Annotated in this window: 22 protein-coding genes; 14 read left to right on the top strand and 8 right to left on the bottom strand. The window is 63.4% G+C overall.

Going from position 1 to position 26,997, the window contains the following annotated elements; translation table 11 throughout:
- Positions 1-101 precede the first annotated feature (101 nt).
- Positions 102-539 carry a DUF1801 domain-containing protein gene (locus tag ACSYDV_RS21590; protein ID WP_438326137.1) on the top strand — a complete coding sequence of 146 codons (438 nt, stop codon included), beginning with the start codon at positions 102-104 and terminating at the stop codon, positions 537-539.
- Between the two features lie 1,189 nt (positions 540-1,728).
- On the opposite strand, the gene ACSYDV_RS21585 is transcribed toward ACSYDV_RS21590, so the two are convergent.
- From ACSYDV_RS21585 to ACSYDV_RS21570, 4 genes are read right to left on the bottom strand one after another with little or no spacing between them, the layout of a single operon-like run.
- The gene (locus tag ACSYDV_RS21585) at positions 1,729-3,000 is read right to left on the bottom strand and encodes a class I SAM-dependent methyltransferase (RefSeq protein ID WP_438326136.1); all 1,272 of its coding nucleotides are present in this window, start codon (positions 2,998-3,000) and stop codon (positions 1,729-1,731) included.
- Positions 3,001-3,041: 41 nt separating this feature from the next.
- Positions 3,042-3,821 carry a molybdopterin-dependent oxidoreductase gene (locus tag ACSYDV_RS21580; protein WP_438326135.1) on the bottom strand — a complete coding sequence of 260 codons (780 nt, stop codon included), beginning with the start codon at positions 3,819-3,821 and terminating at the stop codon, positions 3,042-3,044.
- Positions 3,818-4,669, bottom strand: a complete 852-nt coding sequence (locus ACSYDV_RS21575) for a cytochrome b/b6 domain-containing protein (RefSeq protein WP_438326134.1) — start codon at positions 4,667-4,669, stop codon at positions 3,818-3,820. Before ACSYDV_RS21575 ends, ACSYDV_RS21580 begins: the two co-directional genes overlap by 4 nt.
- A gap of 28 nt (positions 4,670-4,697) precedes the next feature.
- Entirely contained in the window at positions 4,698-6,404 is a 1,707-nt protein-coding gene (locus ACSYDV_RS21570) for a class I adenylate-forming enzyme family protein (RefSeq protein ID WP_438326133.1), read from the bottom strand.
- A 76-nt stretch (positions 6,405-6,480) separates the two neighbouring features.
- Between ACSYDV_RS21570 and lgt the strand changes: the two genes are divergently transcribed.
- The 6 genes from lgt to ACSYDV_RS21540 all read left to right on the top strand — a co-directional run bounded on the left by lgt (position 6,481) and on the right by ACSYDV_RS21540 (position 12,424).
- Positions 6,481-7,356 (top strand): prolipoprotein diacylglyceryl transferase, encoded by an 876-nt coding sequence (gene lgt, locus ACSYDV_RS21565; RefSeq protein WP_438326132.1) that lies wholly within the window; start codon positions 6,481-6,483, stop codon positions 7,354-7,356.
- Positions 7,357-7,408: 52 nt separating this feature from the next.
- Entirely contained in the window at positions 7,409-8,419 is a 1,011-nt protein-coding gene (locus ACSYDV_RS21560) for a class I SAM-dependent methyltransferase (protein ID WP_438326207.1), read from the top strand.
- A complete protein-coding gene (locus ACSYDV_RS21555) occupies positions 8,416-8,934 on the top strand; it encodes a GNAT family N-acetyltransferase (RefSeq protein WP_438326131.1) in 519 nt (172 codons plus the stop codon). Before ACSYDV_RS21560 ends, ACSYDV_RS21555 begins: the two co-directional genes overlap by 4 nt.
- The gene (gene pgeF, locus ACSYDV_RS21550) at positions 8,931-9,692 is read left to right on the top strand and encodes a peptidoglycan editing factor PgeF (protein ID WP_438326130.1); all 762 of its coding nucleotides are present in this window, start codon (positions 8,931-8,933) and stop codon (positions 9,690-9,692) included. The genes ACSYDV_RS21555 and pgeF overlap by 4 nt, the downstream gene beginning before the upstream one ends.
- A 53-nt stretch (positions 9,693-9,745) precedes the next feature.
- On the top strand, positions 9,746-11,029 hold the full coding sequence (locus tag ACSYDV_RS21545) for an MFS transporter (protein ID WP_438326129.1): 1,284 nt from the start codon (positions 9,746-9,748) through the stop codon (positions 11,027-11,029).
- A gap of 69 nt (positions 11,030-11,098) precedes the next feature.
- Complete coding sequence (locus ACSYDV_RS21540; protein WP_438326128.1) at positions 11,099-12,424, top strand: cystathionine gamma-synthase family protein; 1,326 nt, start codon at positions 11,099-11,101, stop codon at positions 12,422-12,424.
- Between the two features lie 33 nt (positions 12,425-12,457).
- On the opposite strand, the gene ACSYDV_RS21535 is transcribed toward ACSYDV_RS21540, so the two are convergent.
- Complete coding sequence (locus ACSYDV_RS21535; RefSeq protein WP_438326127.1) at positions 12,458-13,168, bottom strand: HAD family hydrolase; 711 nt, start codon at positions 13,166-13,168, stop codon at positions 12,458-12,460.
- An 88-nt stretch (positions 13,169-13,256) separates the two neighbouring features.
- Between ACSYDV_RS21535 and ACSYDV_RS21530 the strand changes: the two genes are divergently transcribed.
- The 6 genes from ACSYDV_RS21530 to ACSYDV_RS21505 all read left to right on the top strand — a co-directional run bounded on the left by ACSYDV_RS21530 (position 13,257) and on the right by ACSYDV_RS21505 (position 18,517).
- Positions 13,257-14,363: an ABC transporter permease gene (locus ACSYDV_RS21530; protein WP_438326206.1), complete on the top strand. Its 1,107-nt coding sequence runs from the start codon at positions 13,257-13,259 to the stop codon at positions 14,361-14,363.
- Positions 14,363-15,229 carry an ABC transporter ATP-binding protein gene (locus ACSYDV_RS21525; protein WP_438326126.1) on the top strand — a complete coding sequence of 289 codons (867 nt, stop codon included), beginning with the start codon at positions 14,363-14,365 and terminating at the stop codon, positions 15,227-15,229. Before ACSYDV_RS21530 ends, ACSYDV_RS21525 begins: the two co-directional genes overlap by 1 nt.
- Positions 15,229-16,170 (top strand): MlaD family protein, encoded by a 942-nt coding sequence (locus ACSYDV_RS21520; protein ID WP_438326125.1) that lies wholly within the window; start codon positions 15,229-15,231, stop codon positions 16,168-16,170. The genes ACSYDV_RS21525 and ACSYDV_RS21520 overlap by 1 nt, the downstream gene beginning before the upstream one ends.
- 11 nt (positions 16,171-16,181) lie before the next feature.
- Positions 16,182-16,790, top strand: a complete 609-nt coding sequence (locus ACSYDV_RS21515; RefSeq protein ID WP_438326124.1) for an ABC-type transport auxiliary lipoprotein family protein — start codon at positions 16,182-16,184, stop codon at positions 16,788-16,790.
- A 267-nt stretch (positions 16,791-17,057) separates the two neighbouring features.
- The gene (locus ACSYDV_RS21510; RefSeq protein WP_438326123.1) at positions 17,058-17,378 is read left to right on the top strand and encodes a DMT family transporter; all 321 of its coding nucleotides are present in this window, start codon (positions 17,058-17,060) and stop codon (positions 17,376-17,378) included.
- Positions 17,379-17,575: 197 nt separating this feature from the next.
- On the top strand, positions 17,576-18,517 hold the full coding sequence (locus ACSYDV_RS21505) for a transferrin-binding protein-like solute binding protein (protein WP_438326122.1): 942 nt from the start codon (positions 17,576-17,578) through the stop codon (positions 18,515-18,517).
- Between the two features lie 105 nt (positions 18,518-18,622).
- Here ACSYDV_RS21505 and pepN read toward each other — a convergent pair whose 3' ends face one another.
- Complete coding sequence (pepN, locus tag ACSYDV_RS21500; protein ID WP_438326121.1) at positions 18,623-21,223, bottom strand: aminopeptidase N; 2,601 nt, start codon at positions 21,221-21,223, stop codon at positions 18,623-18,625.
- A gap of 47 nt (positions 21,224-21,270) precedes the next feature.
- On the opposite strand from pepN, the gene ACSYDV_RS21495 reads away from it, so the two are divergent.
- On the top strand, positions 21,271-22,071 hold the full coding sequence (locus tag ACSYDV_RS21495) for a Rossmann-fold NAD(P)-binding domain-containing protein (RefSeq protein ID WP_438326120.1): 801 nt from the start codon (positions 21,271-21,273) through the stop codon (positions 22,069-22,071).
- 98 nt (positions 22,072-22,169) lie between these two features.
- Here ACSYDV_RS21495 and ACSYDV_RS21490 read toward each other — a convergent pair whose 3' ends face one another.
- Together ACSYDV_RS21490 and ACSYDV_RS21485 are read right to left on the bottom strand one after the other, a co-directional pair.
- Positions 22,170-23,462, bottom strand: a complete 1,293-nt coding sequence (locus tag ACSYDV_RS21490; protein WP_438326119.1) for a DUF445 domain-containing protein — start codon at positions 23,460-23,462, stop codon at positions 22,170-22,172.
- A gap of 75 nt (positions 23,463-23,537) precedes the next feature.
- A complete protein-coding gene (locus ACSYDV_RS21485; protein WP_438326118.1) occupies positions 23,538-26,954 on the bottom strand; it encodes an efflux RND transporter permease subunit in 3,417 nt (1,138 codons plus the stop codon).
- Positions 26,955-26,997: the final 43 nt, after the last annotated feature.

The raw sequence follows: 26,997 nt of genomic DNA, 5'->3' as shown, positions 1-26,997 counted from the left end.
GGAAACAAAGATGATGCGACGGTCATCTGTCAGTATAAAACATGGCGTGACATTGTAGGAAAGGCATTTCGGACCGCAGAGGCCGCATCGGGAGAAGGGTCATGGCCAAAAGTGAAATCAAGACCAAAGCCACCGAAGCCATTGCCGCCGATTTCATCGCGGCCATAACCGAAGCGCGCCGCCGCGAGGAAGCCGGGACGATCGACGCGATGCACCGCCGCATCACCGGCCTCGAACCCAGAATGTGGGGGCCATCGATCATCGGTTATGGCAGTTATGACTATGTATATGACAGCGGCCGTTCGGGCACGATGTGCCGCGCTGGCTTCTCGCCGCGTAAGGCAGCGATGACGCTCTATCTGATGGGCCATTATGGCGACCGGCAGGCCGAGGCCGACGCGCTGCTGGCTCATCTGGGCAAGCACAAGACCGGCAAGTCGTGCCTTTACATCAGCAAGCTCGCCGATGTGGATCTTGGGGTGCTGGAAAGGCTTGTTGCGCTGAGCTGGGATGTGATGAACGAGCGCTACCCGGTTTAGGGGGATGTCGGGCAACGACCGATTATCGGCGCTATTCACTTCCTATTTTAGAGGGATTTTGCACCCACCACAGTTGATTAGAAATGGGGGCGGCACTCTCCAGAACGGGACGGTTCTCTGAACGCATTTGGGGCATCGGAACGCAAACAATCGAAACGTGACGAAAGGAAAGGCGATCCAATAGATTAGCACCGACGCGACAAAGACAACCGCAGCCAGCCGATCAGAGATCGGCGCAATTAATAGAACGAGCACAAGCGTAGCGACGATTTGGCCAGCACCAATCAGCCAAAACCAGCGCACACGCGAGCGCAGAGATTGGTAATGATCGGGCCAATCGCTGAGTTTTTCCATGACTGCAGCGTTGCATAGTTGATCGGCGCGAGCAAGGTCAGCTCTCCACCCCATTGCGCCCGCCTCCATCATCGTCACCCGGACTTGATCCGGGGTCCCGCTTGAAGCCGGGCGCTGGTCGATGTCTGAAAAAGCTGGATTCCGGGTCAAGCCCGGGATGACGAAAGGCTGGGTCGACCGGATGGGAATGCTATGCCCCTCCCTGTGCCGAAGCCATGGGGAGGTGGCAGCGCGAAGCGCAGACGGAGGGGCTTTGGCGCTGCCGTTGCGGCCCCTCCACCACCGCCTGCGGCGGCGGTCCCCCTCCCCATCGCTACGCGACAGGGAGGATATCTCCCTTCATCGTCATCCCGGACTTGATTCGGGATCCACCGCGGCGTTGAAGTCATGGACCCCGGATCAAGTCCGGGGTGACAAAGTTGAAATTCGCTCGACACGAACGGGAATACAGGACGGTCTGAATGCGATCGATTGCGGCCATATGCTTTTGCGATAATTCCGCCCGCTACGAGGCCTCATAGCTTCGCCTTCTCCGCCGCCAGCTTTCTTGCCTGTCTCCGGGCCCACCAAATTACAGGAATCGTCAGCCACAGAAAGACGATGAAACGGACTATCCAACCAGGCGTGGACAAATACGCGATAACGGCCATCGCTATCAAAAATGCCGCCCAAGCCCATCGTGGCGTAACAACGGCCTTACTCATCACTTGCCCTTATCCGGTGCCCGCTTCTGCTTCACTAGCTTTACTTGGCATTCGTAGTAATGACATTTACGATCACTCATAGCTTTATTGTAGCCCAACCGCTCGATCGACGACACGTGCACTTTCCATCCCTAAGCGGATGTCCTTCCACCTTGCACGTCGCGAGGCTGGAGACAGGTTTTTTCGGCCTCGGCCATATAGTCGCGCGTCAGGGGCAGCGCGTGGCGGCTGCGTGCGAACTGGATCTGGTAATTGCCCATGCCGCCGCTTTCGAACGCCGCGGTCGCGCCGGCGAGGTAGAAGGTCCACATGCGATAGAAACGCGCGCCCATCATCGCGACGATCTGAGCCTCGTGCGCCACCGTCCGCACATACCATTGGCGCAAGGTCAGCGCATAATGGAGGCGCAGCGTTTCGACGTCGGTGGCGATCAGCCGGCTTTTCTCGCTCGCCGCCAGCGTTTCGCTGAGCGCCGGGATATAGCCGCCCGGGAAGATATATTTGCGGGTGAAAGCGTCGGTTGCGCCGGGTCCGCCGAAGCGGCCGATGGTGTGGAGCAGCATCACGCCGTCGGCGTTCATCAGATTGGCGGCGGCGCGGAAGAAAGTCTCGAAATTGGCGGCACCGACATGTTCGAACATGCCGACCGAAACGATGCGGTCGAACCGGCCGGGCTCGCGTTCCGCAAGGTCGCGATAGTCGATGAGTTCGAAGCGCACACGATCGGCGACCCCGGCCTCTTCGGCGCGGTGCCGCGCGAGCGCGAGTTGCTCTTCGGACAGGGTGATGCCCAGCACCTCGACCTGTTCGAGCTTCGCCAGCGTGATCGCCATGCCGCCCCAGCCGCAGCCGATGTCGAGAATGCGCTGCCCCGGCTTCAAAGCGAGCTTGGCGGCGATATGCGCCTTTTTCGCGGTCTGCGCTTCGTCGAGCGACATGTCTTCGCGCGGCCAATATGCGCAGCTATATTGCATGTCGTCGTCGAGGAAGAGCCGGTAGAGATCGTTGCCGATGTCATAATGATGCGCGACATTGGCGCGCGACTGGCGGCGGCGGTTGATCGAATTGAGCCGCGTCTTGATCCCGTCGAGCCATTCGCCGACGCGTGTCTTGTCCTGGAGTTTTCCGCCCCGATCCCACGGCGCGTTCATGCGGATCAGAGCGATGAAGTCCATGATGTCGCCCTCGACGATTTCGAGATCGCCATCCATGAAAGCGTCCGCCGCGCCGAGCCGCGGGTCGAGGATGATGCGGCGCATCGCGGCGGCGCGGGTGAAACGAATGGAGATGTTGGGAAAGCCGGGCGCGGGATTTCCGAAAATTTCCGTCGTGCCGTCGGGGGCGACGACGGTCAGCCGGCCCTGCCGGACGATGCGCGAGAGAAACGGGCGTAGAATCGACATAGAAGCGAACTCACAACTTTCCGGGGGTTAGAAGGTTGCGTTCAGATGCCCGCATACCATTCATAATCAACACGATCTTCCCAATATCCGCCCTTGCCTGAACCGATACTGTCGAGGCTGGCCACCGCCTCGATCCCGGTCAGATATTTGGCGTGCTTATAGCCGAGTTGCCGCTCGATGCGCAGGCGCAGCGGGGCGCCGTTGGCGATCGGCAGGACCTGCCGGTTGAGCGCCCAGGCGAGAATCGTCTGGGGGTGCAGCGCATCGACGAGGTCGCAGCTTTCATAATAATTGGCGTCGCCGATGCGGTCGGCGCAGCGAAAGACGATATAGCGCGCGCGATCCCTGAGCCCCGCGGCGGCGAGCAGGCGGCTCAGTTGCACCCCGGTCCATTCGCCGATCGCGCTCCACCCCTCGACACAGTCGTGGCGGGTGATCTGGGTTCTCTGCGGCATGGCGCGAAGGTCGGCGAGCGACAGCGACAGCGGCTTGTTCACCAGACCCGACACCGTGACGCGCCAGTCGGCAAAGCCGCGCGCCGCGTGCGCGGCATAGGCAGCCCCCTCGGGAAACCGCGTCCCGTTGGGGCGAAAGACGGGCGACAGGTCGGCGCGGGTGAATTCGCGCGCGAGCGCGTTGCGGTCGGTCAGCGCGCGCTGGCTGTGCTGGTGCATCACCTCCCCCATCGAGAGGATCTTGCGCACTGCAGGGGCATCGTTGATCGCATCGCAGCCCGCGAGGAGCGGCAGCGCCCCCGCAGCCGCTGCAAGGCCACCCGCCCGCGCGATCAACTGGCGGCGCGGAAGGATGATCCCTTTCATGCGCCCTCGCCCCGATCGGGCCGCAGACGAAACCAGCCGGTGACCATCGAACGAACCTCGTTCACCGGCCCCGCGAGCAGCACCATGACGATATGGACGAGGAAGAAGGCGACGAGGCCAAAGGCGACAAGAAAATGGATCGAGCGCGCCGACTGACGTCCGCCGAACAGGTCGACAAGCCATGGGGCGGCGGCATTGAACCCCGGCGACATGGTGAGTCCGGTCGCGATCATCAGCGGCAGCATGACAAAGATGGCCGATATATAGCTGAGTTTCTGGAGGATATTATAGCGGGCCGCGGCTTCGCCGGCCGGGAAACGCAATCGGGCATGGTCCCTGATGTCGCGCCAGATATGGCGCGGCGACCATTCGGCGCGGCGGACGTGCAAATTCTTGCGCAAATGACCGCCGAAGAGGCTCCACAACATGTAAAGTGTCAGCCCGATCGCGAGCACCCACGCGAAGAAGAGATGCCAGCGCCGCCCGTCGGCAAGATTATAGCTGGTCGGAATCGTCGCCCAGCCGGGAAAGGCCCAGGTCTGTTCCTCCCCCGCCGCGTCGGTCCAGCGGCCGAGCACCCCGGTCGTCTCGATCCGCCAGTCGCCGACGCGCAAATAGCCGGTTTTCGGCGTCGATCCGATCGCCAGCCACGCCGGGTCAGGATTTGCGCCATATTCGCCCCAATAGAGGCGCGGATGGGCGTTGAAGATCATGAGCCCGCTCATCAGCAGGATCAGCAGGGTGACGGCATTGACCCAGTGCCAGATGCGGGTCGGCAAGCGGTGGCGATAAACGCGCGCCGGCGGCGCGGCATCGGAAGGAGCGACGGGGATTTCCGGCGCGGCCATAACCCCTTCTCGCTCCTTCCCGCGCCGTTTATGCGACGGTCAACGCCGCATAGGTTTCCCGATACTGGTTGCGCAGCGACACCTTGTCGATCTTTTCGCTGCCGAGTTTGGGCAGCGCTTCGTTCGACATCCAGATCTGCGCCGGTACCTTATAGGGTGCCAGTCGCTGACCGAGGAAGGCACACATCGCGTCGGCGTCGACGGTGCTGCCCGGCTTCATCCAGATCACCGCGCCGACGATTTCGCCGAGGCGCTCGTCGGGCAGGCCGAACACCGCGCATTCATTCGCTTCGGGATGCTCGTAGATCGCGGCTTCGACTTCCTGACAGCTGATATTCTCACCGCCGCGGATGATGATATCCTTCTTGCGGTCGACGATGAAGAGATAGCCGTCTTCATCGAGATAGCCCAGGTCGCCCGTGCGGAAATAGCCATTGTCGAAAAAGGCCGCCTTTGTCGCAGCTTCGTTGTTCCAATAGCCCTCGAAATTGGCGACCGAGCGGATGCACACCTCGCCAACCTGACCTTGCGCCAGATCATTGCCATTGTCGTCGAGGATCGCGAGATCGACGAGCGGCTTCGACGCCGGCCCCGTCGACAGCGGCTTGGCCATGTAATTTTCGTTGAGGTTGCCGCAGCCGACGGCGTTAGTTTCGGTGAGACCGTAACCCAGCAGCGGCTTGCCGCCATCCATCCCCTCGGCGAGGCGCTTCACATGCTCGGGCGGGCGCGGCGCGCCGCCGGCCGCATAGCTTTTGCACGTCGACAAATCATATTTCGAGCGGTTCGGGTGGACGAGAATCTCATAGCTCATCAGCGGCACGCCGACGAAATAATTGCATTGCTCGTCCTGGATCAGCCGCATCGCATCCTCAGCATTCCATTTCGGCATCAAGACCAGTTTGCGGCCCAGAGCGAGGCTCTGCATGAACACCGGAATTTCGGCGGTGACGTGGAACAAGGGCGTGCACACCAAAGTCGCGGGCTGAATGTCCGACATCTGGCCGTCCTGCGTCAGCAGCACGACGATGCCCGCCGTCTGGGCAACATAGTTGAAGATCGCCTGCACCACCGCTTCGTGCCGCGAATAGGCGCCCTTCGACTGGCCGGTCGAGCCCGAGGTGAAGAGGATGGTCGCAAGATCCTGTCCGGTCAGCGTCGGCAACACCGTGTCCGCACCGCCGCCCGCGCTGGTGATCGGGGCGATCGCTTCGGCAATCGGTTTGCTGATATCGAGCGTCACGACCTTGGCGCCATGCTCGGCTTCCGCGAGGCGCGCCGCGCGCTGCGGATCGGCGATGACGAGCTTTGCTTCGCTGTCCTCGATCCCCGCCGCGAGTTCGGCGCCCTGCCACCAGCCGTTGAGCAGGGTCGCACAGCCGCCGGCGATCAGCACACCCATATAGGTTATGCACCAGGCGTTGGCGTTGCGCATCGCGATCGCGACGCGGTCGCCGCGCTGGACGCCATGACCGTCGATCAGGCCCGCGGCGACCTGACGCGCCGCCATATAGGCCTGCTTGAAGCTCAGCCGCTCGTCGCCCTCGACAAGGAAGGTCGCATCACCGTGCTGCATCGCGAAAAAGGCGATATAATCGGCCAGATTGGTCGGGGCGTTGGTGATGAACGGCATCTGGCGGCCAAAGCGTTCGACGGACCCGATCTGGATGGGCCCGCCCGGGCCGCTGATCAGATTAAAGGCAGCTTCCAGGCGCAGATCGAGCGCGGATGGCATGGGGTATCTCTCCTCTTGGTCTCGATGCACTTACCCCTTATGGGGAAGGCCTCTCCTGGGGAAGGTCCGAGACAATATGTTTCTTTTTGCAACTCTAACCGAAGCAACGCAATATGTGAACTTCCATGATCTGATGGGAGAAAACAGCGAAATTGCGTTCAGCGTCTTCGGTTTGCCGATCCGCTGGTACGCGCTCGCCTATCTTGCCGGCATCTTCCTCGGTTACTGGTATCTGCTGAAATTGATCGCCCAGCCGGGCGCCCCGATGGCGCGCCGTCACGCCGACGACCTGATCTTTTACGCCATGCTGGGCATCATCATCGGCGGGCGCCTTGGCTATGTGCTTTTCTATAATCTGGGCGCCTATCTGGAAGACCCGATGGGCATTTTCCGGCTGTGGGATGGCGGCATGTCGCTGCACGGCGGGACGATCGGCGTGCTGGTCGCGATCTGGTATATGACGAGGAAGGACAAGCTCAGCTTCCTGCGTTTCTGCGACTATGTCGCCTGCGTCGTCCCCTTCGGCCTGTTCCTCGGCCGCCTCGCCAATTTCGTGAACGGCGAGCTGTGGGGCCGCGCGACGACCGTTCCCTGGGCGATCATCTTTCCGGGCAGCGGGACGATGGACCCGCGTCACCCGAGCCAGCTGTACGAGGCGGGGCTCGAAGGCCTGTTGATGATGGCGATCCTCGCCTTTTTCTTCTGGCGCACCGACGCGCGTTACCGGCCCGGATTCCTGTTCGGGATGGCGGCGATCATCTATGGCCTCAGCCGCTTTGCGGTCGAGTTCGTGCGCGAACCGGACGTCCAGCTCGGCACGCTGTCGTGGGGGCTGACGATGGGACAGACGCTGACCTTGCCGATGATCATCATCGGCGTGTGGCTGGTCGCGACCGCCAAAGGCCGCCGCCAGCGCGTCGAACCGATCGCGGGAACCGACAGCATTGCCTGACGGCCAACCAAGCCCCGAGGAGATCATCAGGGATATTGCCGCCGCACGCGCCATGACCGTTGCCGACTATATGGCGGCGGCCAACGCCCATTATTATGCGACGCGCGACCCGCTGGGTGCCGCTGGCGATTTCACCACCGCGCCCGAGATCAGCCAGATGTTCGGCGAAATGGTCGGCATATGGATTGCCGACCTGTGGCTGCGCGCGGGCAGCCCGGTCTTTCGCTATGTCGAGCTGGGCCCCGGACGCGGCACGCTCGCCGCCGATGCGCTGCGCGCGATGGCGCGTTTCGGTTGCACGCCGCTGAGCGTGCACCTGGTCGAAACCAGCCCGACCCTGCGCGCCGCGCAACTGGCGCGCCTGCCCTCGGCCGAACATCATGATAGTGTGTCCGACCTGCCCGGCACCGACGCCATCATCATCGTCGCCAATGAATTTTTCGACGCCCTGCCGATCCATCAATATGTGAAGACCGCGGGCGGCTGGCGCGAACGCGTGGTGAGACAGAGGGACGACAAGCTGGTGCCCCTTCCCGGCGACATACCGGCCGACGATGCCGTCCCCGCCGCACTGCGCCAGCGAAGCGAAGGCGCGATCGTCGAAACCGCGCCGATCGCCGCCACAATCATGCAGGATTGCGCTTTTCGCGTCGCGCGCCAGGGCGGTGCGATGCTGGCGATCGACTATGGTTATCATGGCCCCGCCGCAGGCGATACGCTGCAAGCGGTCAAGGCGCATCGCTTCGCCGATCCCTTCGCCGATCCGGGCGAGGTCGACCTGACAGCCCATGTCGATTTCACCGCGCTCGCCGACGCCGCGCGGCGTACCGGGACGCGCGTCGCCGGCCCCGTCAACCAGGGGGCGTGGCTGCAAGGTCTGGGAATCGACGCGCGGGCACAGGCGCTGGCGCGCGCCGCGCCCGATCGCGCCGACGAACTGGCGGCGCAACGCGACCGGCTGGTCAAGCCCGATGCGATGGGCGAATTGTTCAAGGTCATGGCCGTCCACGCGCCGGGCTGGCCTCACCCCGAAGGATTTGGCGCGACTGGAAAGGCAGCATGACGAATCTGATTTTGGCCCGCAACGAAGATGCCGAAGAGTTGAGCCGCTTCGCGGCCGATTCCTTCGAGCACACCTTCGGCCATATTTATGACCCCGCCGACCTTGCGGCGTTCCTGACCGGCTGGAACCCGCCCGAACGCATCCGCGCCCAGCTGTCCGATCCCGCCTGGGCGATCGCACTGGCGCGCGGCGAGGATGGCGCGATTGCGGGCTTCGTCAAAATGGGGCCGATCGATTTCGACCTGCCGCCGGGCCAACCGGGCGACGATGCGACCGAGCTTCACCAGCTTTATGTCGGTGAGGCCGCGAAGGGTACCGGCATCGCTGCGGCCCTGATGGAATGGGGGATCGCCTGGGCGCGCGAGCGCGCGTCGATCCTCTACCTCTCGGTCTTCACCGAGAACCCGCGCGCGCAGGCCTTTTACCGCCGCTATGGTTTTGCCGATGTCGGCCGCAATCCGTTTCGCGTCGGCAATCATGTCGACGAAGACCGGATCTGGAGGCTGGACCTGTGACCGCGCCCTTCGTCACCGCGCCGTCGCTCGATGGCATGGCGCACGGATTTTTCGGACGCCAAGGCGGCGTGTCGACGGACGAGCTTGCTTCGCTTAACTGCGGGCTGGGGTCGAACGACGATCCGGCGCTGATCGCCGAGAACCGGCGGCGTGTCACCGAAGCGGCGCTGCCCGGCGCGGCGCTGACCGGCCTCTATCAGGTCCATGGCAACCGCTGCATCATCGTCGATGAGGACAGCGATCTGGCCGCACGGCCCGAGGCTGATGCACTCGCGACGCGGACCCCCGGCATTTTGCTCGGCATATTGACCGCTGACTGTGTCCCCGTGCTGTTCGCCGATGCCGAAGCGGGCGTCGTCGGGGCGGCACATGCGGGCTGGAAAGGCGCACTGGCAGGCGTCACCGACGCGACGATCGCTGCAATGGAAAGTCTGGGCGCGAGCCGCGCCAGCATCGCGGTCGCGATCGGTCCGTGCATCGCCCGCGCATCTTATGAGGTCGATAATGGTTTCGTCGAACGCTTTACCGCCGACGATCCTGCCAACGAGCGCTTCTTCGCCGCCGGGCGGCCGGGTCATGCGATGTTCGATATCGCCGCCTATGTCGCCGCGCGCGTCGCCGCGGCAGACGTGAAGCGAATTGCCATCGGCGGGCAGGATACCTATGCCTTGCCGCAAGATTATTTCAGCTATCGCCGGGCGTGTCATAAAAACGAGAACAGCTATGGCCGTCAGCTGTCGGTGATCGGACTGAGATAGACGCATCATTCATCGGTGACGCAAGAAAAGCGGGTTTGGGGGAGAGCGAGCGGATGAAGGCCTTGGCGATACCGCGCAAGCGGATGGTTTCGATTATCGGCGGATCGGCCGGCAATCTGGTCGAATGGTATGACTGGTTCGCCTATGCGGCCTTCGCCATTTATTTCGCCCCGGTCTTCTTCCCCAAGGCCGATCCGACCGCCCAATTGCTGAGCACCGCCGCAATCTTTGCCGTCGGTTTTGTCATGCGCCCGATCGGCGCGTGGGTGATGGGGCGCTTTGCCGATACGCGCGGGCGCAAGGCAGGGCTGACGCTGTCGGTCGCGCTGATGTTCGGCGGATCGATCCTGATCGCCGTCGCGCCGACCTATGCGACGGCGGGGCTGCTTGGCCCCGCGACATTGCTGATCGCCCGGATGATGCAAGGCCTGTCGCTGGGCGGCGAATATGGCGCGAGCGCGACCTATTTGTCGGAAATGGCGCCGCGCGAACATCGCGGATTCTGGGCGAGTTTCCAATATATGACGCTGTGCGGCGGGCAGTTGTGCGCGATCTTCGTCGCCGTGGTGCTGCAGGCCTTCCTTACCGAAGCCGAGCTGACCGCATGGGGCTGGCGCATTCCCTTCGTCATCGGCGCGCTGCTCGCGCTTGGCGTTTTTCTGCTCCGCCGCAATCTCGCCGAAACACCATCGTTCGAAAATCAGGCGGTCGACCGCCCGGCATCGACCGCAGCGCTGCTGTGGCGCGAGCATCGCCGCGAAAGCATCCTCGTCGGCATGCTGTCGGCAGGCGGCGGGCTCGCGGCCTATACCTACACCAGCTATATGCAGAAATATCTCTACAACACCGTCGGCTTCGACAAGGCGACCGCGACCTATATCATCGCTGCCGCGTTGCTGTGGTTTACCGCGATGCAGCCTGTGTTCGGGGCGCTCGCCGACAAATTCGGGCGCAAGCCGATGCTTCTGCTGTTCGGGATCGGCGGGGCGATCGTCGCGGTTCCGACCTTCATGACGCTGGAACATGTCACCTCGCCCTATGTCGCGGCGCTGCTCATCATGATCCCGCTCACCCTGCAAAGCGGCTACAGCGCGAACAATGCGCTGGTGAAGGCCGAACTGTTTCCCGCGCATATCCGGGGACTGGGCGTCGCCCTGCCCTATGCCATCGGCAATGCGATCTTCGCCGGAACGCTCGAAATGGTCGCGCTGGGCCTGAAAGGCGCGGGCGTCGAATGGATCTTTTATTTCTATGTCGCCGCCGTGATCGCGATGGCCGGGGTCGCAACGCTGTTGCTTCCCGAGACCCGCGAACGGAGCCTGATCGTCGAGGATTAGCGGTCATGCCGGGGTGACGGGCAGGCAAAAGGACGCTAGTTTCAATCGAAACCATCATCGGAGTTCCCCATGCCCCCCATCGACAACAGCGACCTCACCGGCACCACCCCGCGCCGCAAGCCCAAGAAGGATGTGACCGAAATCGGCGGCCATCCGCTGTCGCCGTCAACGCTGATGATGGGTTATGGCTATGATCCGATGCTGTCCGAAGGGTCGCTGAAGCCGCCGATTTTCCTGACCTCGACCTTCGCTTTTGAAAGCGCCGCAGCGGGCAAGCGCCATTTCGAGGGGATCACCGGCAAGCGCCCCGGCGGCGCCGACGGCCTTGTCTATTCGCGCTTCAACGGTCCGAACCAGGAAATATTGGAGGCGCGGCTCGGTGTGTGGGAAAAGGCCGAAGACGCGCTGGTCTTTTCCAGCGGCATGTCGGCGATCGCGACGCTCTTGCTCGCGCATGTCAGCATGAACGACGTCATCGTCCATTCGGGGCCGCTCTATGCCGCGACCGAGACGCTGATCGCACGCATATTGTCGCGCTTTGGCGCCTCTTATGTCGACTTCCCTGCCGAAGCTTCGCGCGCCGACATGGACGCGATCCTGGGCCGCGCGAAGGAGATGGCGGCGGCGCAGGGCGGCAAGGTCGCGATGGTCTATCTCGAAAGCCCGGCGAACCCGACCAATGCGCTGGTCGATGTCGAGGCGATGCGCGCCGCAGTCAGCGCGGCCTTTGCCGAAGGCACCGCGCCGCCGATCGCGATCGACAATACCTTCCTCGGCCCGCTCTGGTCGAAGCCGCTCGCGCATGGCGCCGATATCGTCCTTTACAGCCTGACCAAATATGCCGGCGGGCACAGCGATCTGGTCGCGGGCGGCGTGTTGGGATCGAAGCACTGGCTTGGCCCCATTCGCATGATGCGAAACACGATCGGCACGATCTGCGACCCGCACACCGCGTGGATGCTGCTGCGGTCGCTGGAAACCGTCGAGCTGCGGATGAGCCGCGCCGGCGAAAATGCCGAGAAGGTCTGCGCCTACCTCCGCGATCATCCGAAGGTCGACGGTCTCGGCTATCTCGGCTTTCTGAAAGACGGGCCGCAGAAGGATATTTTCGACCGCCATTGCACCGGCGCCGGATCGACCTTTTCCTTGTTCATCAAGGGCGGCGAGGAAGAGAGCTTCCGCTTTCTCGACGCGCTGAAGATCGCAAAGCTGGCGGTCAGCCTTGGCGGCACCGAAACGCTCGCGAGCCATCCGGCGGCGATGACGCATTTGTCGGTTCCCGACGAACGCAAAAAGGCACTGGGGATCACCGACAATCTGGTTCGCGTTTCAATCGGGATCGAGAATGCCGACGATCTGATCGCCGATTTCGAACAGGCGCTCGCCGCGGTTTGAGCCTGCTCCCCCTCCCCGCTCGCGGGAGGGGGGCTATTTTTTCGCGCGCCAGTCGACGACCTGCCACCCCATTTGCGGCGCCAGCCGTCTGAGTTTGCGTGACGGCGTCGTCGCGACCGCCTCGTCGGCGAAATGCAGCATCGGGTGGTCGGACACATGGTCCGAATAGGCGCGGATATGCGCGCCATCGCGGGTAATCGCATTGACGGCGAGCCAGTCGGCGATCCGGGCGAACTTCGCCTCGCCATAGCAATTGTCGCCCGCCAGCCGCGCGTGAATATGGTCGGCGCCGTCAGGCTCGTCGAGCCGCGTCGCGAGGACATCGTCGATCCCCAGCCGCCGCGCGATCGCATCGACATACAGGTGGAAGGATGCCGTCGCGAGCAGCAGGCGATATCCTGCCGCCCGGTCGGCCGCGATCTGTTCGAGCGCGGCGGGGTGCAGCCCGCCGGCAATCACCTTGTCGGCATAGCTTTCCGCGAGCGGCAGGATTTCGGCGCGGGCGAAGCGCTTGCCGACGAGCAGGCGCAGGTTGATCGCCTTCAACCGCGACCGGTCGATCAGACGCAAAGAATATGCCGCACCGGCGAGCCCGACGAGCGGCAGCAGCAGCAAGCGCCATTGCTGACGGCGGCGCGCGACATGCATCAGAAAGCCGCTGTAGGTTCCCGCGCGGGTGATCGTGCGGTCCATGTCGTACATGGCAACACGGTGAGCGTAGTCGGGGGTGGGCGGCGCTTCCATCCCCCGCTCATAGGGCGGTCGCGCGCCGTGGCCAAGGGGCGGGATTCGCTTGCCGTTCCGGGGCAAATCATCCAATGTCCTCCGCACGATGGTGGCCAGCGCGGATTTCGAACATAGTGAAGGCGCCGATGGCGCCGAGGTCCGGTTTTCCGGCCGGCTGACGCTCGCGCGCCTCGGCGATGTGCCGGCACGGCTTGGTGAGCTGGGCCCCATTTCCAGCCTCGACCTGTCGGCGATCGACCGGATCGACACCGTCGGCGCATGGATCGTGACGCGTACCGTCAACGAACATGGCGCCAAAATCATCGGCGCGAGCGAAGAGGCGCGCCGCCTGCTCGACGCCCTTGCCAGCGACAAGAGCGAATATCGCGTCCACAGCGACCGCCGCCCGGCATGGCTCCGCACGCTCGATCAAATCGGCACCGCCAGCCGGTCGATCTGGCACGAGTTGCTGGGCATCATCGATTTTTTTGGCGCGATGCTCATCGCGCTCGCCGTCCAGATCCGGGCCCGCCGCCGGTTGCGCTGGAATGCCATCGTCACCCGCTTTCAGACCGTCGGCCTCGACGCCCTGCCGATCATCGGCCTGATGAGTTTTCTGATCGGCATCGTCATCGCGCAGCAGGGTGCGGTGCAGCTGCGCCAATTCGGGCTGGAGGTGTTCACGATCAACCTCGTCGGCCGCGCCTCGATCCGCGAACTCGGCCTGCTGATGACCGCGATCATGGTCGCGGGGCGGTCGGGATCGGCCTTTGCCGCACAGATCGGCACGATGAAGCTGACCGAAGAAATCGACGCGATGCGCACGATCGGGGTGTCGCCGATGGAAGCCATTGTGCTGCCGCGCGTCGCGGCGTCGACGATCACCATGCCCTTGCTCGGCTTTTACGCCAGCATCTGTGCGATCATGGGCGGCGGCGCTTTCGTCTGGGTCGGGCTCGACATGCCGCCGCTGACCTATATCCAGCGGCTGCGCGAAATCATCCCGATGACCGATTTTTACATCATGCTGATCAAGGCGCCGGTGTTCGGCCTGCTGATCGGGGTCACCGGCTGTTACGAAGGCATGCAGGTGCGCCAGAATGCGGAGGAAGTCGGTAAGCGCACGACATCGGCGGTCGTCGCCGCGATCTTCCTCGTCATCGTCCTCGATGCGATGTTCGCCGTCTTCTTCTCGTCGATCGGATGGAATTGATGAGCGACGACATACAGGCCGAAATCCAGGAAGAGCTGGCAGCCGCCGACGCGGTGCGGCCGGAGCAGTTCGACTATGCGATCCGCATTCGCGGCCTCAGGAACCAGTTCGGCGAAGCGGTGATCCACGACGGGCTCGACCTCGACGTCCGTGCGGGCGAAATATTGGGGGTCGTCGGCGGATCGGGCACCGGCAAATCGGTGCTGATGCGCTCGATCGTCGGACTGCAAATTCCCTCAGCGGGCGAGATCGAAGTCTATGGCAAGACGCTCGACACCATCGTCAATGAAGAGGAATCGCGTGACCTGCGCCGCCGCTGGGGCGTGATGTTTCAGGGCGGCGCGCTCTTCTCGACGCTGAGCGTTGCCGAAAATATCCAGGTTCCGCTGCGCGAATATTATCCGCGGCTCGACCAGCAGCTGCTCGACGAGATCGCGGCGTACAAGGTCGCGATGGTGGGGTTGCCGCCCGATGCCGGTCCCAAATTCCCCGCCGAGCTGTCGGGCGGGATGGTCAAGCGCGCCGGCCTAGCCCGCGCGCTGGCGCTCGATCCCGCGCTGCTCTTCCTCGACGAACCGACCGCCGGGCTCGATCCCATCGGCGCCGCGAAGTTCGACGAGTTGATCCGCGAACTGGCCGATACGATGGGCCTGACCGTCTTTCTGATCACGCATGATCTCGACACGCTCTATGCCACCTGCGACCGGGTTGCGGTGCTGGCGGAGAAGAAGGTGATCGCGGTCGGGACGATCCCGGAACTGCTTGCCACCGAGCATCCGTGGATACAGGATTATTTCAACGGGCCGCGGGGGCGCGCAGCCGCAGGCTGCAACATCGCCGCCGAGCGGCAGGATAGGAAAAGCTGATGGAAACACGGTCGAACAATGTGCTGGTTGGCGCCTTCGTCCTGCTGTTCACAGCGGCGCTCGCCTTTTTCGTCGTCTGGCTCGCCAACGACAGCGGCGGTCCCAAGCGCGAATATGACATCTTCTTCAAACAATCGGTCGACGGACTGACCAAGGGCGCGCAGGTCCAATATTCGGGCGTGCCGGTCGGCCAGGTCCGCGAAATCGCGCTGCTTCCCGATGATCCCCAGTTTGTCCGCGTCCGCATCGAGGTCAACGAAGGCATCCCGATCGTGCAGGGCACCACCGCCGCGCTGGAAGGCGTCGGCTTCACCGGGGTCTCGCAGATTTCGCTCAACGGCGGAGTCAAGGGCGCGCCGCCGATCACCGACAAGGGCCCCGCAGGCAAGCCCGTGATCCCCAATCGTATCGGCGGGCTCGGCGAATTGCTCAACACCGCACCTCAGTTGCTCCAGCGCCTCTCGACGCTGACCGAGCGCCTCGCCGAGTTGGCCGATGATGAAAATCAGGCCAGCTTTGCCGGCATCCTGAAAAATGTCGAGCAATCGACCGCCATCCTCGCACGCAATGGCCCGGCGATCGAAAAGGCGCTCGCCGACACGCGCATCGCGATCCAGCAGACGGGCACCGCCGCCGAACAGATCGGCAATCTTGCCGCATCGGCGCAGGGCACGATCGACCGCAACGTCGACCCGGCGATGGCCAATTTGCGCGACACGCTGAAATCGGCGAGCGCGTCGATGGCGACGCTGGAAGGCGCGATCGCCGACGCGCGGCCCGGGCTCCAGACCTTCAGCGAAACGACCATTCCCGAAGCCAATGCGTTGATCCGCGACCTGCGCCGGACCTCCACCACCCTGTCCAGCCTGACCGACAAGCTCGACCAGCAGGGCGCGGGAGCGGTCATCGGCGGCAACAAGCTGCCGGATTACAAGCCATGAGGATATTGTCCATGACCCGTCGCCCCCGCCGTCTTCGCACGCCTTTGCTCATCGCCCTTGGCGCCGTGTCGCTGTCGGCGTGCGTCAGCTTCGGCGCCAAGCCGCCGCCGTTTCTGCTGACACTCGACGCCGATGCCGCGCCGACCACGGGCGAAGCGCGCACGGCGACCGACGCGGCGACGATGACGATCCTCATCCCCTCCGCCCCCCAGAAACTGCGCACGGTTCGCATCCCGGTCCAGCAAGGCGCCGGAAGCGTCGCCTATGTGAAGGACGCGCAATGGGTCGAGGCGCCCTCGCGCCTGTTCCAGCGCCTGCTGTCCGAAACCGTGTCGGCGCGCACGTCGCGCGTCATCCTCGACGAAGGTCAATATCTGACCGCCCCGGGCGAACAACTCGCGGGGCAGCTGATGGAATTCGGCATCGACGAGCGGACGAACGAAGCGGTCGTTGTCTATCAGGCGATGCTGGTGTCGACGGCGGGCAAGAGCGTTACCCAGCGGCGTTTCGAAGCGCGCGAGGCGCTGGGCGGCAAGGTGGAGGCCAAGACCGCCGGCGCCGCGCTGACCCGCGCGGCGAACAAGGTCGCCGCCGACGTCGCGGGCTGGCTGGGGGCTTAAACCGTCACCCCCGCGAAGGCGGGGCCGCTGGCAACCTTACGCTAGGCCGATGACGACCCCCGCCTTCGCGGGGGTGACGGTTGTTTGCATGAGGCATCGCACAAATGGTAGCTAACCTCATCCGCATCCCGCGCGCACGCGGGTTGCCATTTCGCGGCGGCGGCCTTAATGGCCCCGCTCATCATCGCCTGTCGATACGCGCAGCCTCTTTCGGGTTTCCGGTTTGCGCCCATTTCTCTCGAGCCCGCCAACTCGAAGGAAATTGATATGGCGTGGGTCATCCTCGCAATTGCCGTGTGCACCGAGATCGTCTGGGCCCTCAGCCTGAAATGGGCCGCGACGGTCGGCACCTGGCAGGCATCGGCCGTTCCCATCACCCTGAGCTTTGTAAACATGGCGCTGCTGGCCTTTGCGATGCGCGGCATCTCCGCCGGGACGGCTTATGCGATCTGGACCGGGCTTGGCGCGGTCGGCGTGATCATCGGCGGAATCGTCTATTTCGACGAGAAGGTGAACGGCATCCAGATCGGCTTCATGGCGCTGATCGTCATCGGCGTCGTCGGAACGAAGCTGTTTTCTTCGACCTGATTTGCAAAGCGGCAGAGGGAGAAATAACTCCCAAGAACATATGGCGCATTGACGCAGGCTTTTCTGACCGGATCCTCTCCAGAAAATCTGTTTCAAGCGAACCACTCGGGATTTCACCTGCGAATACAGAAAAAACTTTGGCCCGCGCCCCCCATTCTCTCATTTAATCTTGACGGCAATTTCCCTCATGGCAAACAGTGCCCAATCTCGGGGGAAAAATTATGCATTACCAGAAGCTTGTTATAGTAAGTCTTGCATGTACCGCGCTGTCCGCCTGCGGCGGAGGCAGCAGCAACGTGGGATCGACGCCGTTGCCCCCCGTTGCGCGCACCAACAGCACTCTCACGAACCTGCAGTATAGCGAGAAATTTGTCGGCCGTGCTGCCGTCATCCAATATAATTTCGCGCGGGCCACGGGCGGGGCAACCCAGCGCGGCCCCACCGGGCACGGAGCCGCGCTGATTGAATATGATGCGAACACCCAATCCTACACGGTGACCGGCACGACTCTGCCTCCATCGACCTTTGCACCCTCGAACCGTGTCGCTGCATCGAGCGGCCCGGTGATTACCTCTTATCAAAAGAGCAGTGGCAACCGACAAGAAAATCTTGCGCTGTTTAATCCGGGCACCGCCAATACCGAGCTGGCGCTCACCTATGCCAGCTATGGTGCCTTGCAGACAATTACCGACAATGGCGCCACATTGGACGTCGACACAGCCTTCTTCACCTATGGCGTTCTAACCACTGCGAGCGACATGCCGCGCACCGGGTCCGCATCTTATCGCACCCACATCGACGGGCAGTTCGCAGACAATAGTGGCGCCTATTCGCTTTCCGGCACGAGCAGCTTCGCCGCAAATTTCGCAGCCGGTACATTCGCCTTTTCCATGGACCCCGTCGGGCAAAATGTCGTCACTGGCGCTCTCAAAGGCCTTGGCTCCCACAACATCAACGGGTCCATTGACAGAGGCAATCAGTTTAACGGAAATATCGGCAATAGCGACCCTGGGGGAATCTATTCCAGCACTTTGGGGGGCTATTTCTATGGCCCCGCTGCCGCCGAAATCGGAGGGACCTTCTCCCTCGTGGGCGGAGGCGGCTTCGGCGGTGGCATAGTGGTAGGAAAAAAGAACTGAAGTGACGCCTAGGGCAGCCTCCGCACTTCAGGAGGCTGCCCTAGGCGCGGGAGAGTGATTTTCCGTTGAGCGGGAAAACAGTTGCTTTGGGCCCATTCCGCCCAATCACCCCAGCAGGCTCTTGCTCGCCTGTTCGGTCACATCGCGCGACAGGCCCGGCTGCGCCAATATGCGTTCCAGTTCGGCCTTCATCATCGCGGCGCGGGCGTCGTCGAAGCGTTTCCAGCGGCCGAGGGGCGGGATCATCCGTGCCGCAGTCTGCGGATTCTTCGGATCGAGCGCGATGACAAGGTCCGCGATCAGGCGATAGCCCGCGCCATCCGCCTGATGGAAGGCGGCCTGATTCGCCGAGAAGGCGCCGTAAAGCGAGCGGACGCGATTGGGGTTGGTGAGCGTGAAGTCGGGGTGCTGTGCCAGTGCAGCCACCGCCGCGACCGTATCGGAACGCAGCGACCACGCCTGCACCTGAAACCATTTGTCGAGCACCAGCGGATTGTTCCGATAGCGCTGGTAGAAAATGTCGAGCGCCTGCGCGCGCTCCTTGCTGTCGCCGTGCGCGAGCGTCGCGAGCGCGGCCTGCCGTTCGGTCATACCGTCGGCGGCGTCAAAGATGCCGAACGCCAGCGCCGAAGCATCCTTTGCGCCGGTGGCGGCGAGATAGGCCAGCGCGACGCCGCGAAGGCGCCGCCCGCCCTTGGCGAGCGGGGTCAGTTCGGTCGCGGCCGGAGCGGGCTGGTCAAGGATCGCACGCCATTCGCTTTCGAGCGCGGCGCCGATCGCTCCCTGCAGCGCCAATCGCTCGCGCCGGATGGCATCGGGATCGACGATCAGCATCTGGTCGCCGATGAAGGCCTCGCTGGGCAGCAGCACCGCCTCGGCAACGAAGGCCGGGTCGGTGGTCGCGCTGGCGAGCGTCTGCCCAATAGCGGCAATCACCGCCCCGCCGTCATGCGGCTTGCCCGAAACCGCAGCAACGAGCGTGTCGAGCATCAACTGCTGCAGCGCCTCATAGCGGGCGAACGGATCGTCGTCATTGGCCGCGAGCCATTCCAGCTCGCCCTCTTCGCGCGCGAATTCGACGATCACCGGCGCCGAGAAACCGCGGTTGAGCGAGAGCATCGGCGTGCTGCGATAGTGACCGAGCGGGACCGCCATTTCGGCGCGATCGAGGAGGATCAGCTGTTCTTCCTCCGTCGCATGACCGCCATCCAGATCATAAGCCTTGATCCGCAGCGGGATGAGCATCGGCGCCTTGTCGGCTTGCCCCGCGGTCGCCGGCATATGCTGTGAAAGATGCAGCGTGCGTTCGCCATTGCTTTCGTCGGTCGCGATGCGCGCGGTGATCCGCGGCGTCCCGGCCTGACTGTACCAGAGGCGGAATTGCGTCAGGTCGATGCCCGCGCCATCCTCGATCGCGCGCACGAAATCCTCGCAGGTTGCAGCTTCCCCGTCGTGGCGGTCGAAATAGAGATCGGTGCCCTTCCGAAAGCGTTCGGGGCCGACCATCGTCGCCATCATGCGGATGATCTCGGCACCCTTGTTATAGATGGTCGCGGTGTAGAAGTTCGATATTTCCTGATAGCTGTCAGGGCGGATCGGATGCGCAAGCGGTCCCGCATCCTCAGGGAATTGCGCGGCGCGGAGCAGACGAACATCCTCGATCCGCTTGACCGGGGGCGATCCCATATCGGCCGAGAAACTCTGGTCGCGATAGACGGTGAAGCCCTCTTTCAGGCTAAGCTGGAACCAGTCGCGACAGGTGACGCGGTTGCCCGACCAATTGTGGAAATACTCATGCGCGACGACGCCCTCGACCCCGTCATAATCGACGTCGGTCGCGGTGTCGGGGTCCGCGAGGATGTAGCGGGTGTTGAAGACGTTGAGCCCCTTATTCTCCATCGCCCCCATGTTGAAATCGCTGACCGCGACGATGTTGAACAGGTCGAGGTCATATTCGCGGCCATAGACGCGCTCGTCCCATGCCATGCTGTCCTTGAGCGCCTGCATCGCATGGCCGGTGCGGTCCTCGTCGCCCGCGCGAACCCAGATGCCGAGTTCGACCTCTCGGCCCGACATGGTGGTGAAACTGTCCTTGTTGACGACAAGGTCGCCCGCGACGAGCGCGAAGAGATAGGAAGGCTTGGGCCACGGGTCTTCCCACAAGGCCCAGTGTTTACCGCCTTCGCCTTCCCCCTGTTCGATGCAGTTGCCGTTCGACAGCAGGATCGGGAATGCCGCCTTGTCGCCTTCCATGCGAACCTTGTAGCGGCTGAGCACATCGGGACGGTCGGGGTGGAAGGTGATCCGGCGGAACCCCTCGGCCTCGCACTGGGTGCAGAGCATGCCGTTCGAGGCATAAAGGCCCATAAGCTGGGTGTTCGACGCCGGGTTGACGACGGTATCAATCTCGACCGCCGCGGCTGTCCGTTCACCGAGGTCGATGATCAGATCGCTGCCATCCATCCGCCAGTCGTTCCACACCGCACCATCGACGCGCACTTCGGCGGGCGTGATCCCGTCGCCGCGCAGCAGTAGCGGCGCGGGCGCGTCGGCGTGGCGCACGACCGACAGGCTCGCGACCACCTTCGTCGCGTCGATCCCCAGCGCAAAATCGAGCGCGATGTCGGGCACCTGCCATTCGGGTGGGCGGTAGTCGCCGCGATGGATGGTGACGGGAATGGCGGGCGTGGAGGAGGCGTCGGTCATGTGATGGGGTCTAGGCGCGGGGCGCCGGGCGCGCAATAAGGCGCGCCATGGGACAGATAGTGATTTTCGGGCTGGGCTATGCCGCCGGCCATCTGGCGAGCCGCCTCACCGCGCGCGGGTGGGACGTGACCGGGACGACCCGCGACGGCAGAGGCGACAGCATCGCCTTTGCCGACGAGGCCGCGGTGCTCGCGGCGCTGCGTTCGGCGACGCATATCCTGTCGTCGGTGCCGCCCGCCGAAGGGGCAGATCCGGTACTCGCGCGCTATGGCGAAGCGATCGCCCTGGCCCCCGCGCAGTGGGTCGGCTACCTCTCCTCGACCGGCGTCTATGGCGATGCGGGCGGCGCGTGGGTCGATGAAGGCGCGCCGGTTACCGGCCGCCGCCCCGACCGCAACGCCGCCGATGCGGCCTGGCAGCAATTGCGCGGCGATGTTTCGGTGTTTCGCTTGCCCGGCATCTATGGTCCCGGCCGCTCGACCCTCGACCGCATTCGCGAGGGCCGCGCGCATCGCATCGACCTGCCCGATCAGGTCTTCAGCCGCATCCATGTCGACGATCTGGCGAGCGGCGTGATCGCGTCCTTCGCGGGTCCGGCGGGGGTCTATAACCTCGCCGACGACGAGCCCTGCCACCAGAACCGGTTGATCGAATGGGGCTGCGCGATGCTCGGCGCGCCATTGCCGCCGCTGCAATCGCTGGAAGAGGCGGGCCTGTCTCCGGCGGCGCTGGCCTTTTATGCCGAGAACCGCCGTGTCGCGAATGGCAAGGCGAAACGGCTGCTCGGCTGGGCGCCGCGCCTTTCGACCTACCGCGAGGGACTGGCGGCAATCGCAGCCTCTCCCTGACCCGTCACCCCCGCGAAGGCGGGGGTCCAGCTATGCAACATCTTGAAAAAGCTGGATCCCCGCCTTCGCGGGGATGACGGAAAAAGGAGGCAATGAGATTATAGCAGCACATCCACCGTGTGGATCAGCACGCCGACCAAACCGCCGACCAGCGTCCCGTTGATGCGGATATATTGGAGGTCGTCGCCGACGGCATTTTCCAGCCGGTCGGTGATCGTCTTGGCATCCCAGCCGCGGACCGTGTCCGACACCAGTTTCAGCGCCGTCTCGCCATAGCTGTCGACGACGCCGACCACCGCACGGCGCGCGTAGCGGTTGAGCGTGCGTTTGATCGACGCATCCTCGCCCAGCATCGCGCCGAACTGGGTGACCAGTTCGCCGATCCGCCCGGCCAGCATGGTTTCGGGATCGCGCGCCGCCTTGAGCAGCGCACTGCGGCCCTGTTCCCACAATCCGTCGAGCCAGCGCTTGACCGCCTTATTCTCGAGCAATTCGTCGCGGACCTTGGCGACCTTCGCCTTGACTTCGGGGTCGTGCTGCAGGTCGAGCGCCATTTTGGCGAGGCCTTCCTCGACCCGGATGCGCAGGGGATGCGTCTCATCGACCGCCATTTCGCTGAGCAGCTTTGACAGACCCGCGACGATCCGGTTCGAAATGCTTTCATCGAGCCCGGTGAAACGCACGATCGCGTTGCTGTTGTCGTGGACCATCTGGTGAATGAGATGGTCGTTGAGTTCGAGCGTCTTCGATCCCCATTTGACCATCGCATCGAGCAGCGGCTGGTGCCGCCCCTCGGCGAGCGCCGCTTGCAACGCCTGACCAAGCAGCGGCGCTATATCGAGTTCGCGCAGCCGGTCGGCGATCGCCGATTTGACGATGCCGCCCAGCCGTTGCTGGTCGAGCGCGCCGAGCCCGTCGGCGATGATCCGCGACGCGCCCAGCCGCAGCCGTCCCCCGCCCTCGCCCGGCTCCGACAGGAATTTGCCGACCGCGCCCGCGACGTCGACCGTCTGCATCTTGCGCGCGATCAGGCGCGGCAGCAGGAAATTGGTCAGAAGGAAGCGCGCGAGCGTGTCGCCGATGCGGTTCTTGTTACGCGGAACGATGGCGGTGTGCGGGATCGGCAGTCCCATCGGGTGACGGAACAAAGCAGTCACCGCGAACCAGTCGGCAAGCCCGCCAACCATCGCGGCCTCGGCAAAGGCGCGGACGAAGCCGACTACCGGGTGAACATCCTGAAAATATTTCGCGCCGATGAAGACCAGCGCCATGACGACGAGCAGGCCCGTCGCGACGACGCGGATGTTGAGCCCGCCGGTCGGAACGGCGACGCCGAAGCCCGGCGGATGCGGACGCGGCGGCTCTACGACGGGCAATAGGCTTTCAGTCATGCGCAACCAATGGCGAAGCGCGGCAAAGGTTGCAACCGGCGCGGCCGCGACCCGCCAAAGGGTCGCGGCCAGCCGTCACTCTGCGGGCTGCGGCGCGGGTTCGCCGTGCGGCTTTGTGTCGTCGCCCTTTTTATAGGTGAGCAGGTTGTTCGAGAAGAAGCGGCCAAGGCGCTTTTCGATGCTGTCGGCCAAGCTGAAGCCCGCCGGCACGATCAGCAGCGTCAGCAACGTCGACAGGATGAGGCCGCCGATGACGACAACCCCCATCGGCGCACGCCATGCGCCGTCGCCCGACAGCGAGAGCGCGGTCGGCACCATGCCTGCGACCATTGCCACCGTCGTCATCACGATCGGCTGTGCACGCTTGCGTCCCGCGTCGAGCAGCGCCTCGCGCTTCGCGACGCCATGATCCATCTCCTCGATCGCAAAATCGACGAGCAGGATCGAGTTTTTGGCAACGATGCCGAGCAGCATGAGAAGGCCGATATAGACGGGCATCGAGATTTCCATGCCGGTAATCCAAAGCCCGAGCAGCCCGCCAAGCGGCGCCAGCAACAGCGACGACATATTGACCAGTGGCGACAGGAAGCGGCGATAGAGCAATACCAGCGTCGAAAAGACGAGGGCGAGACCCGATACGACTGCGATTGCGAAATTCACCGCCAGTTCGGCCTGCCATTTCTGATCACCCTGAATGACCTTGCGGACGCCCTGCGGCATATTCTTGACCGCAGGCAGTGCATCGATCTTTTTCTGCGCGTCGCCGGTGACCAGCCCCGGCGCAAGATCGGCGCCGATCACGATGCGCCGTGTCTGATTATAGCGGCGCAGTTCGGTGGGGCCGGCGCCAAAGCCGATTTCCGCCACCGACTTCAGCGGCACGGTGGTCCCGCCCGACGTCGGCACCGGCAGATTTTCGATCGTCGCAAGGCTGCGGCGTGAATCTTCGGACAGAAGGACGCGGATCGGAATCTGTCGATCGGACAGCGAGAATTTGGCGGCATTCTGATCGATATCGCCCAGCGTCGCGATGCGGATCGTCTGGCTGAGCGCTGCGGTCGTTACGCCGAGTTCAGCGGCAAGGTCCATGCGCGGATTGACGATGATTTCGGGACGCGGAATATCCCCCTCGATCCGTGGCGCGCGAATTTCCTTGAGCTTGCTCATTTCGCCGACGATTTTCATCGCATGGCGTTCAAGCGCGACCGGATCGTCGCCGCCGACGACCATCGTGATGTCGCGCCCCGAAAAGCCGCCCGACTGGCTCTGGAACGACACCCGCGCATCGGGGATCGCGGCGAGCTTCGGCTGAAGGCTGCGTTCCCATTCGACGCTGCTCATCGGGCGCTCTTTCTTGAGCGTCAGAAAGGCGTTTCCGCCAGCAATATTGACGTCGTAAAATGCGGTTTCGACCACCGGATCGGTGTCGAGAATCGCCTCGATCTGCCGGACGATATTTTCGCTCTGCGCCAGCGTCGTCCCGGGCGGCAGTTCATATTTCACCTGGCTATAGTCGCTGTTCATCGTCGGCTGGAATTGCTGCGGCAACGTCCCGAACAAGATCAGGCTGATGGCGAAAGCGAGGCCGCCGATACCCACGATCCACACACGATGATCGAACAACCGCGCCCAGGCACGCTGAAGCATGAAATTGGCCCAGCCGGTGAACGCCCATTGCCGCATGCCGACCCGCCAAGCCAATGCGCCGAGCAGGATCGCAAGAAGGGTTGCGACCAGAAAGACGGCAATGGCGGCGAAAGGCGTCTGCAACATGAAGTACAGTGCCGTATTGGGGCCATCCTGTCCCAAGGGGACGGGCTGGAAATAGGCGTATATGGCATAGAGGACATAGAGAATGGCCAGCCCGAACGGCACCGCGAAATAGGCGAGCCGGGTCGGCTCGTCCTGATAGCGAGCGCGCACGACCTTGTGCTTCGAGTTATCGAGGGTCCAGCCGAGAACGCGCTCATAGCGGTCGATCCACGGCCCGCCAGCATGATCCTGTTCGCCCTGCGCGGACAGGAAATAGGCGGCGATCATCGGCGTAATCATACGGGCGACGGCAAGGCTCATCAGCACCGCAAAGACAACGGTCATACCGAACTGGATGAAGAATTGCCCCGAAATGCCGGGCATCAAGGCAACGGGAAGGAAGACCGCGACGATCGACATTGTCGTCGCGACAACGGCAAGGCCGATTTCGTCGGCGGCGTCGATCGATGCCTGATAGGCGGTTTTGCCCATTCGCATATGCCTGACGATATTCTCGATCTCCACGATCGCATCGTCGACGAGCACCCCCGCGACGAGGCTGAGCGCGAGCAGCGACAGGCTGTTCAGCGAAAAGCCCATCATGTCCATGAACCAGAATGTCGGGATGGCCGACAGCGGGATGGCCATCGCGCTGATCAGCGTCGCGCGCCAGTCGCGCAGGAACAGGAAGACGACGACGACCGCGAGCACCGCGCCCTCGACCATCGCAAGCATCGAGCTGCTATATTGCTCTTTGGTATAATCGGTACGCGTGAAGAGGATCTTGAAGTTGACCTGCGGGTTGTTCTTCTTGATCTCCGCAAGCTTCTTCATCGCTTCGTCATGGACGGTGACGTCCGACGCACCCTTGGCCTTTTCGATCGAGAAAGACAGCACCTGCCGTCCCTTGATCATCGCAACGTTGCGCTGTTCGGCATAGCCGTCGCTGACCTTGGCGACGTCGGCGAGGCGGATCGTGCGGCCGTTGCCGACCGAGATGCGCGTTTCGCCGAGCTGAAAGGCGTTTTCCGCATTGCCGAGCACGCGGACTGCCTGTTCGGATCCGGCGATTTCGGTGCGCCCGCCTGCGGCGTTGACGTTCACCTGACGCAGCTGCTGATTCACCTGACTGGCGGTCAGGCCATAGCTTTGCATCCGCGCAGGATCGAGGATGACGCGGATTTCGCGGCTGACGCCGCCCGAACGGCTGACCTTCGCCATGCCCGGAACCGACAGCAATTCCTTGGCGACGGTATTGTCAACGAACCACGACAGCTGCTCCAGCGTCATGTCGGAGGTTTCGACCGCGAAAAAGGTGATTGGCCCGCCAGCGATGTCGACACGCACCACCTGCGGTTCGAGGATACCTTCGGGCAGGTCGCTGCGAATTTGCGAGACCGCCTGATTGACGTCGTTATAGGCGCGGTCGATCGGCGTCCCGATGGCGAACTGGACGAAGGTGCGGCTGTTGCCCTCACTGACATAGGAGGACATTTCATCGACGCCGCTGACGCCGCGCACCGCCGCCTCGATCCGCTGGGTGACCTGCGTCTCAAGCTCGGTCGGCGCGGCGCCGGGTTGCACGACGACGACCTGCACCGCCGGAAATTCGACGTCCGGCTGATCATTCACGTCCATACGGTTGAAACTGACAAGGCCCGCCAGCAACAACAGGACGAACATGACGATCGGCGGCACCGGATTGCGGATGCTCCAGGCGGAGATGTTACGAAAGTTCATGGTTCAAACGCCCTTGTCCGCGTGCAATTTATGCGTGTGCGAT

This window comes from Sphingopyxis selenitireducens (assembly GCF_051550705.1).
GTDB lineage: Bacteria > Pseudomonadota > Alphaproteobacteria > Sphingomonadales > Sphingomonadaceae > Sphingopyxis.
The sequence above is the reverse complement of the archived record's forward strand: the minus strand, read 5'-3'. Positions and strand labels throughout refer to the sequence as shown.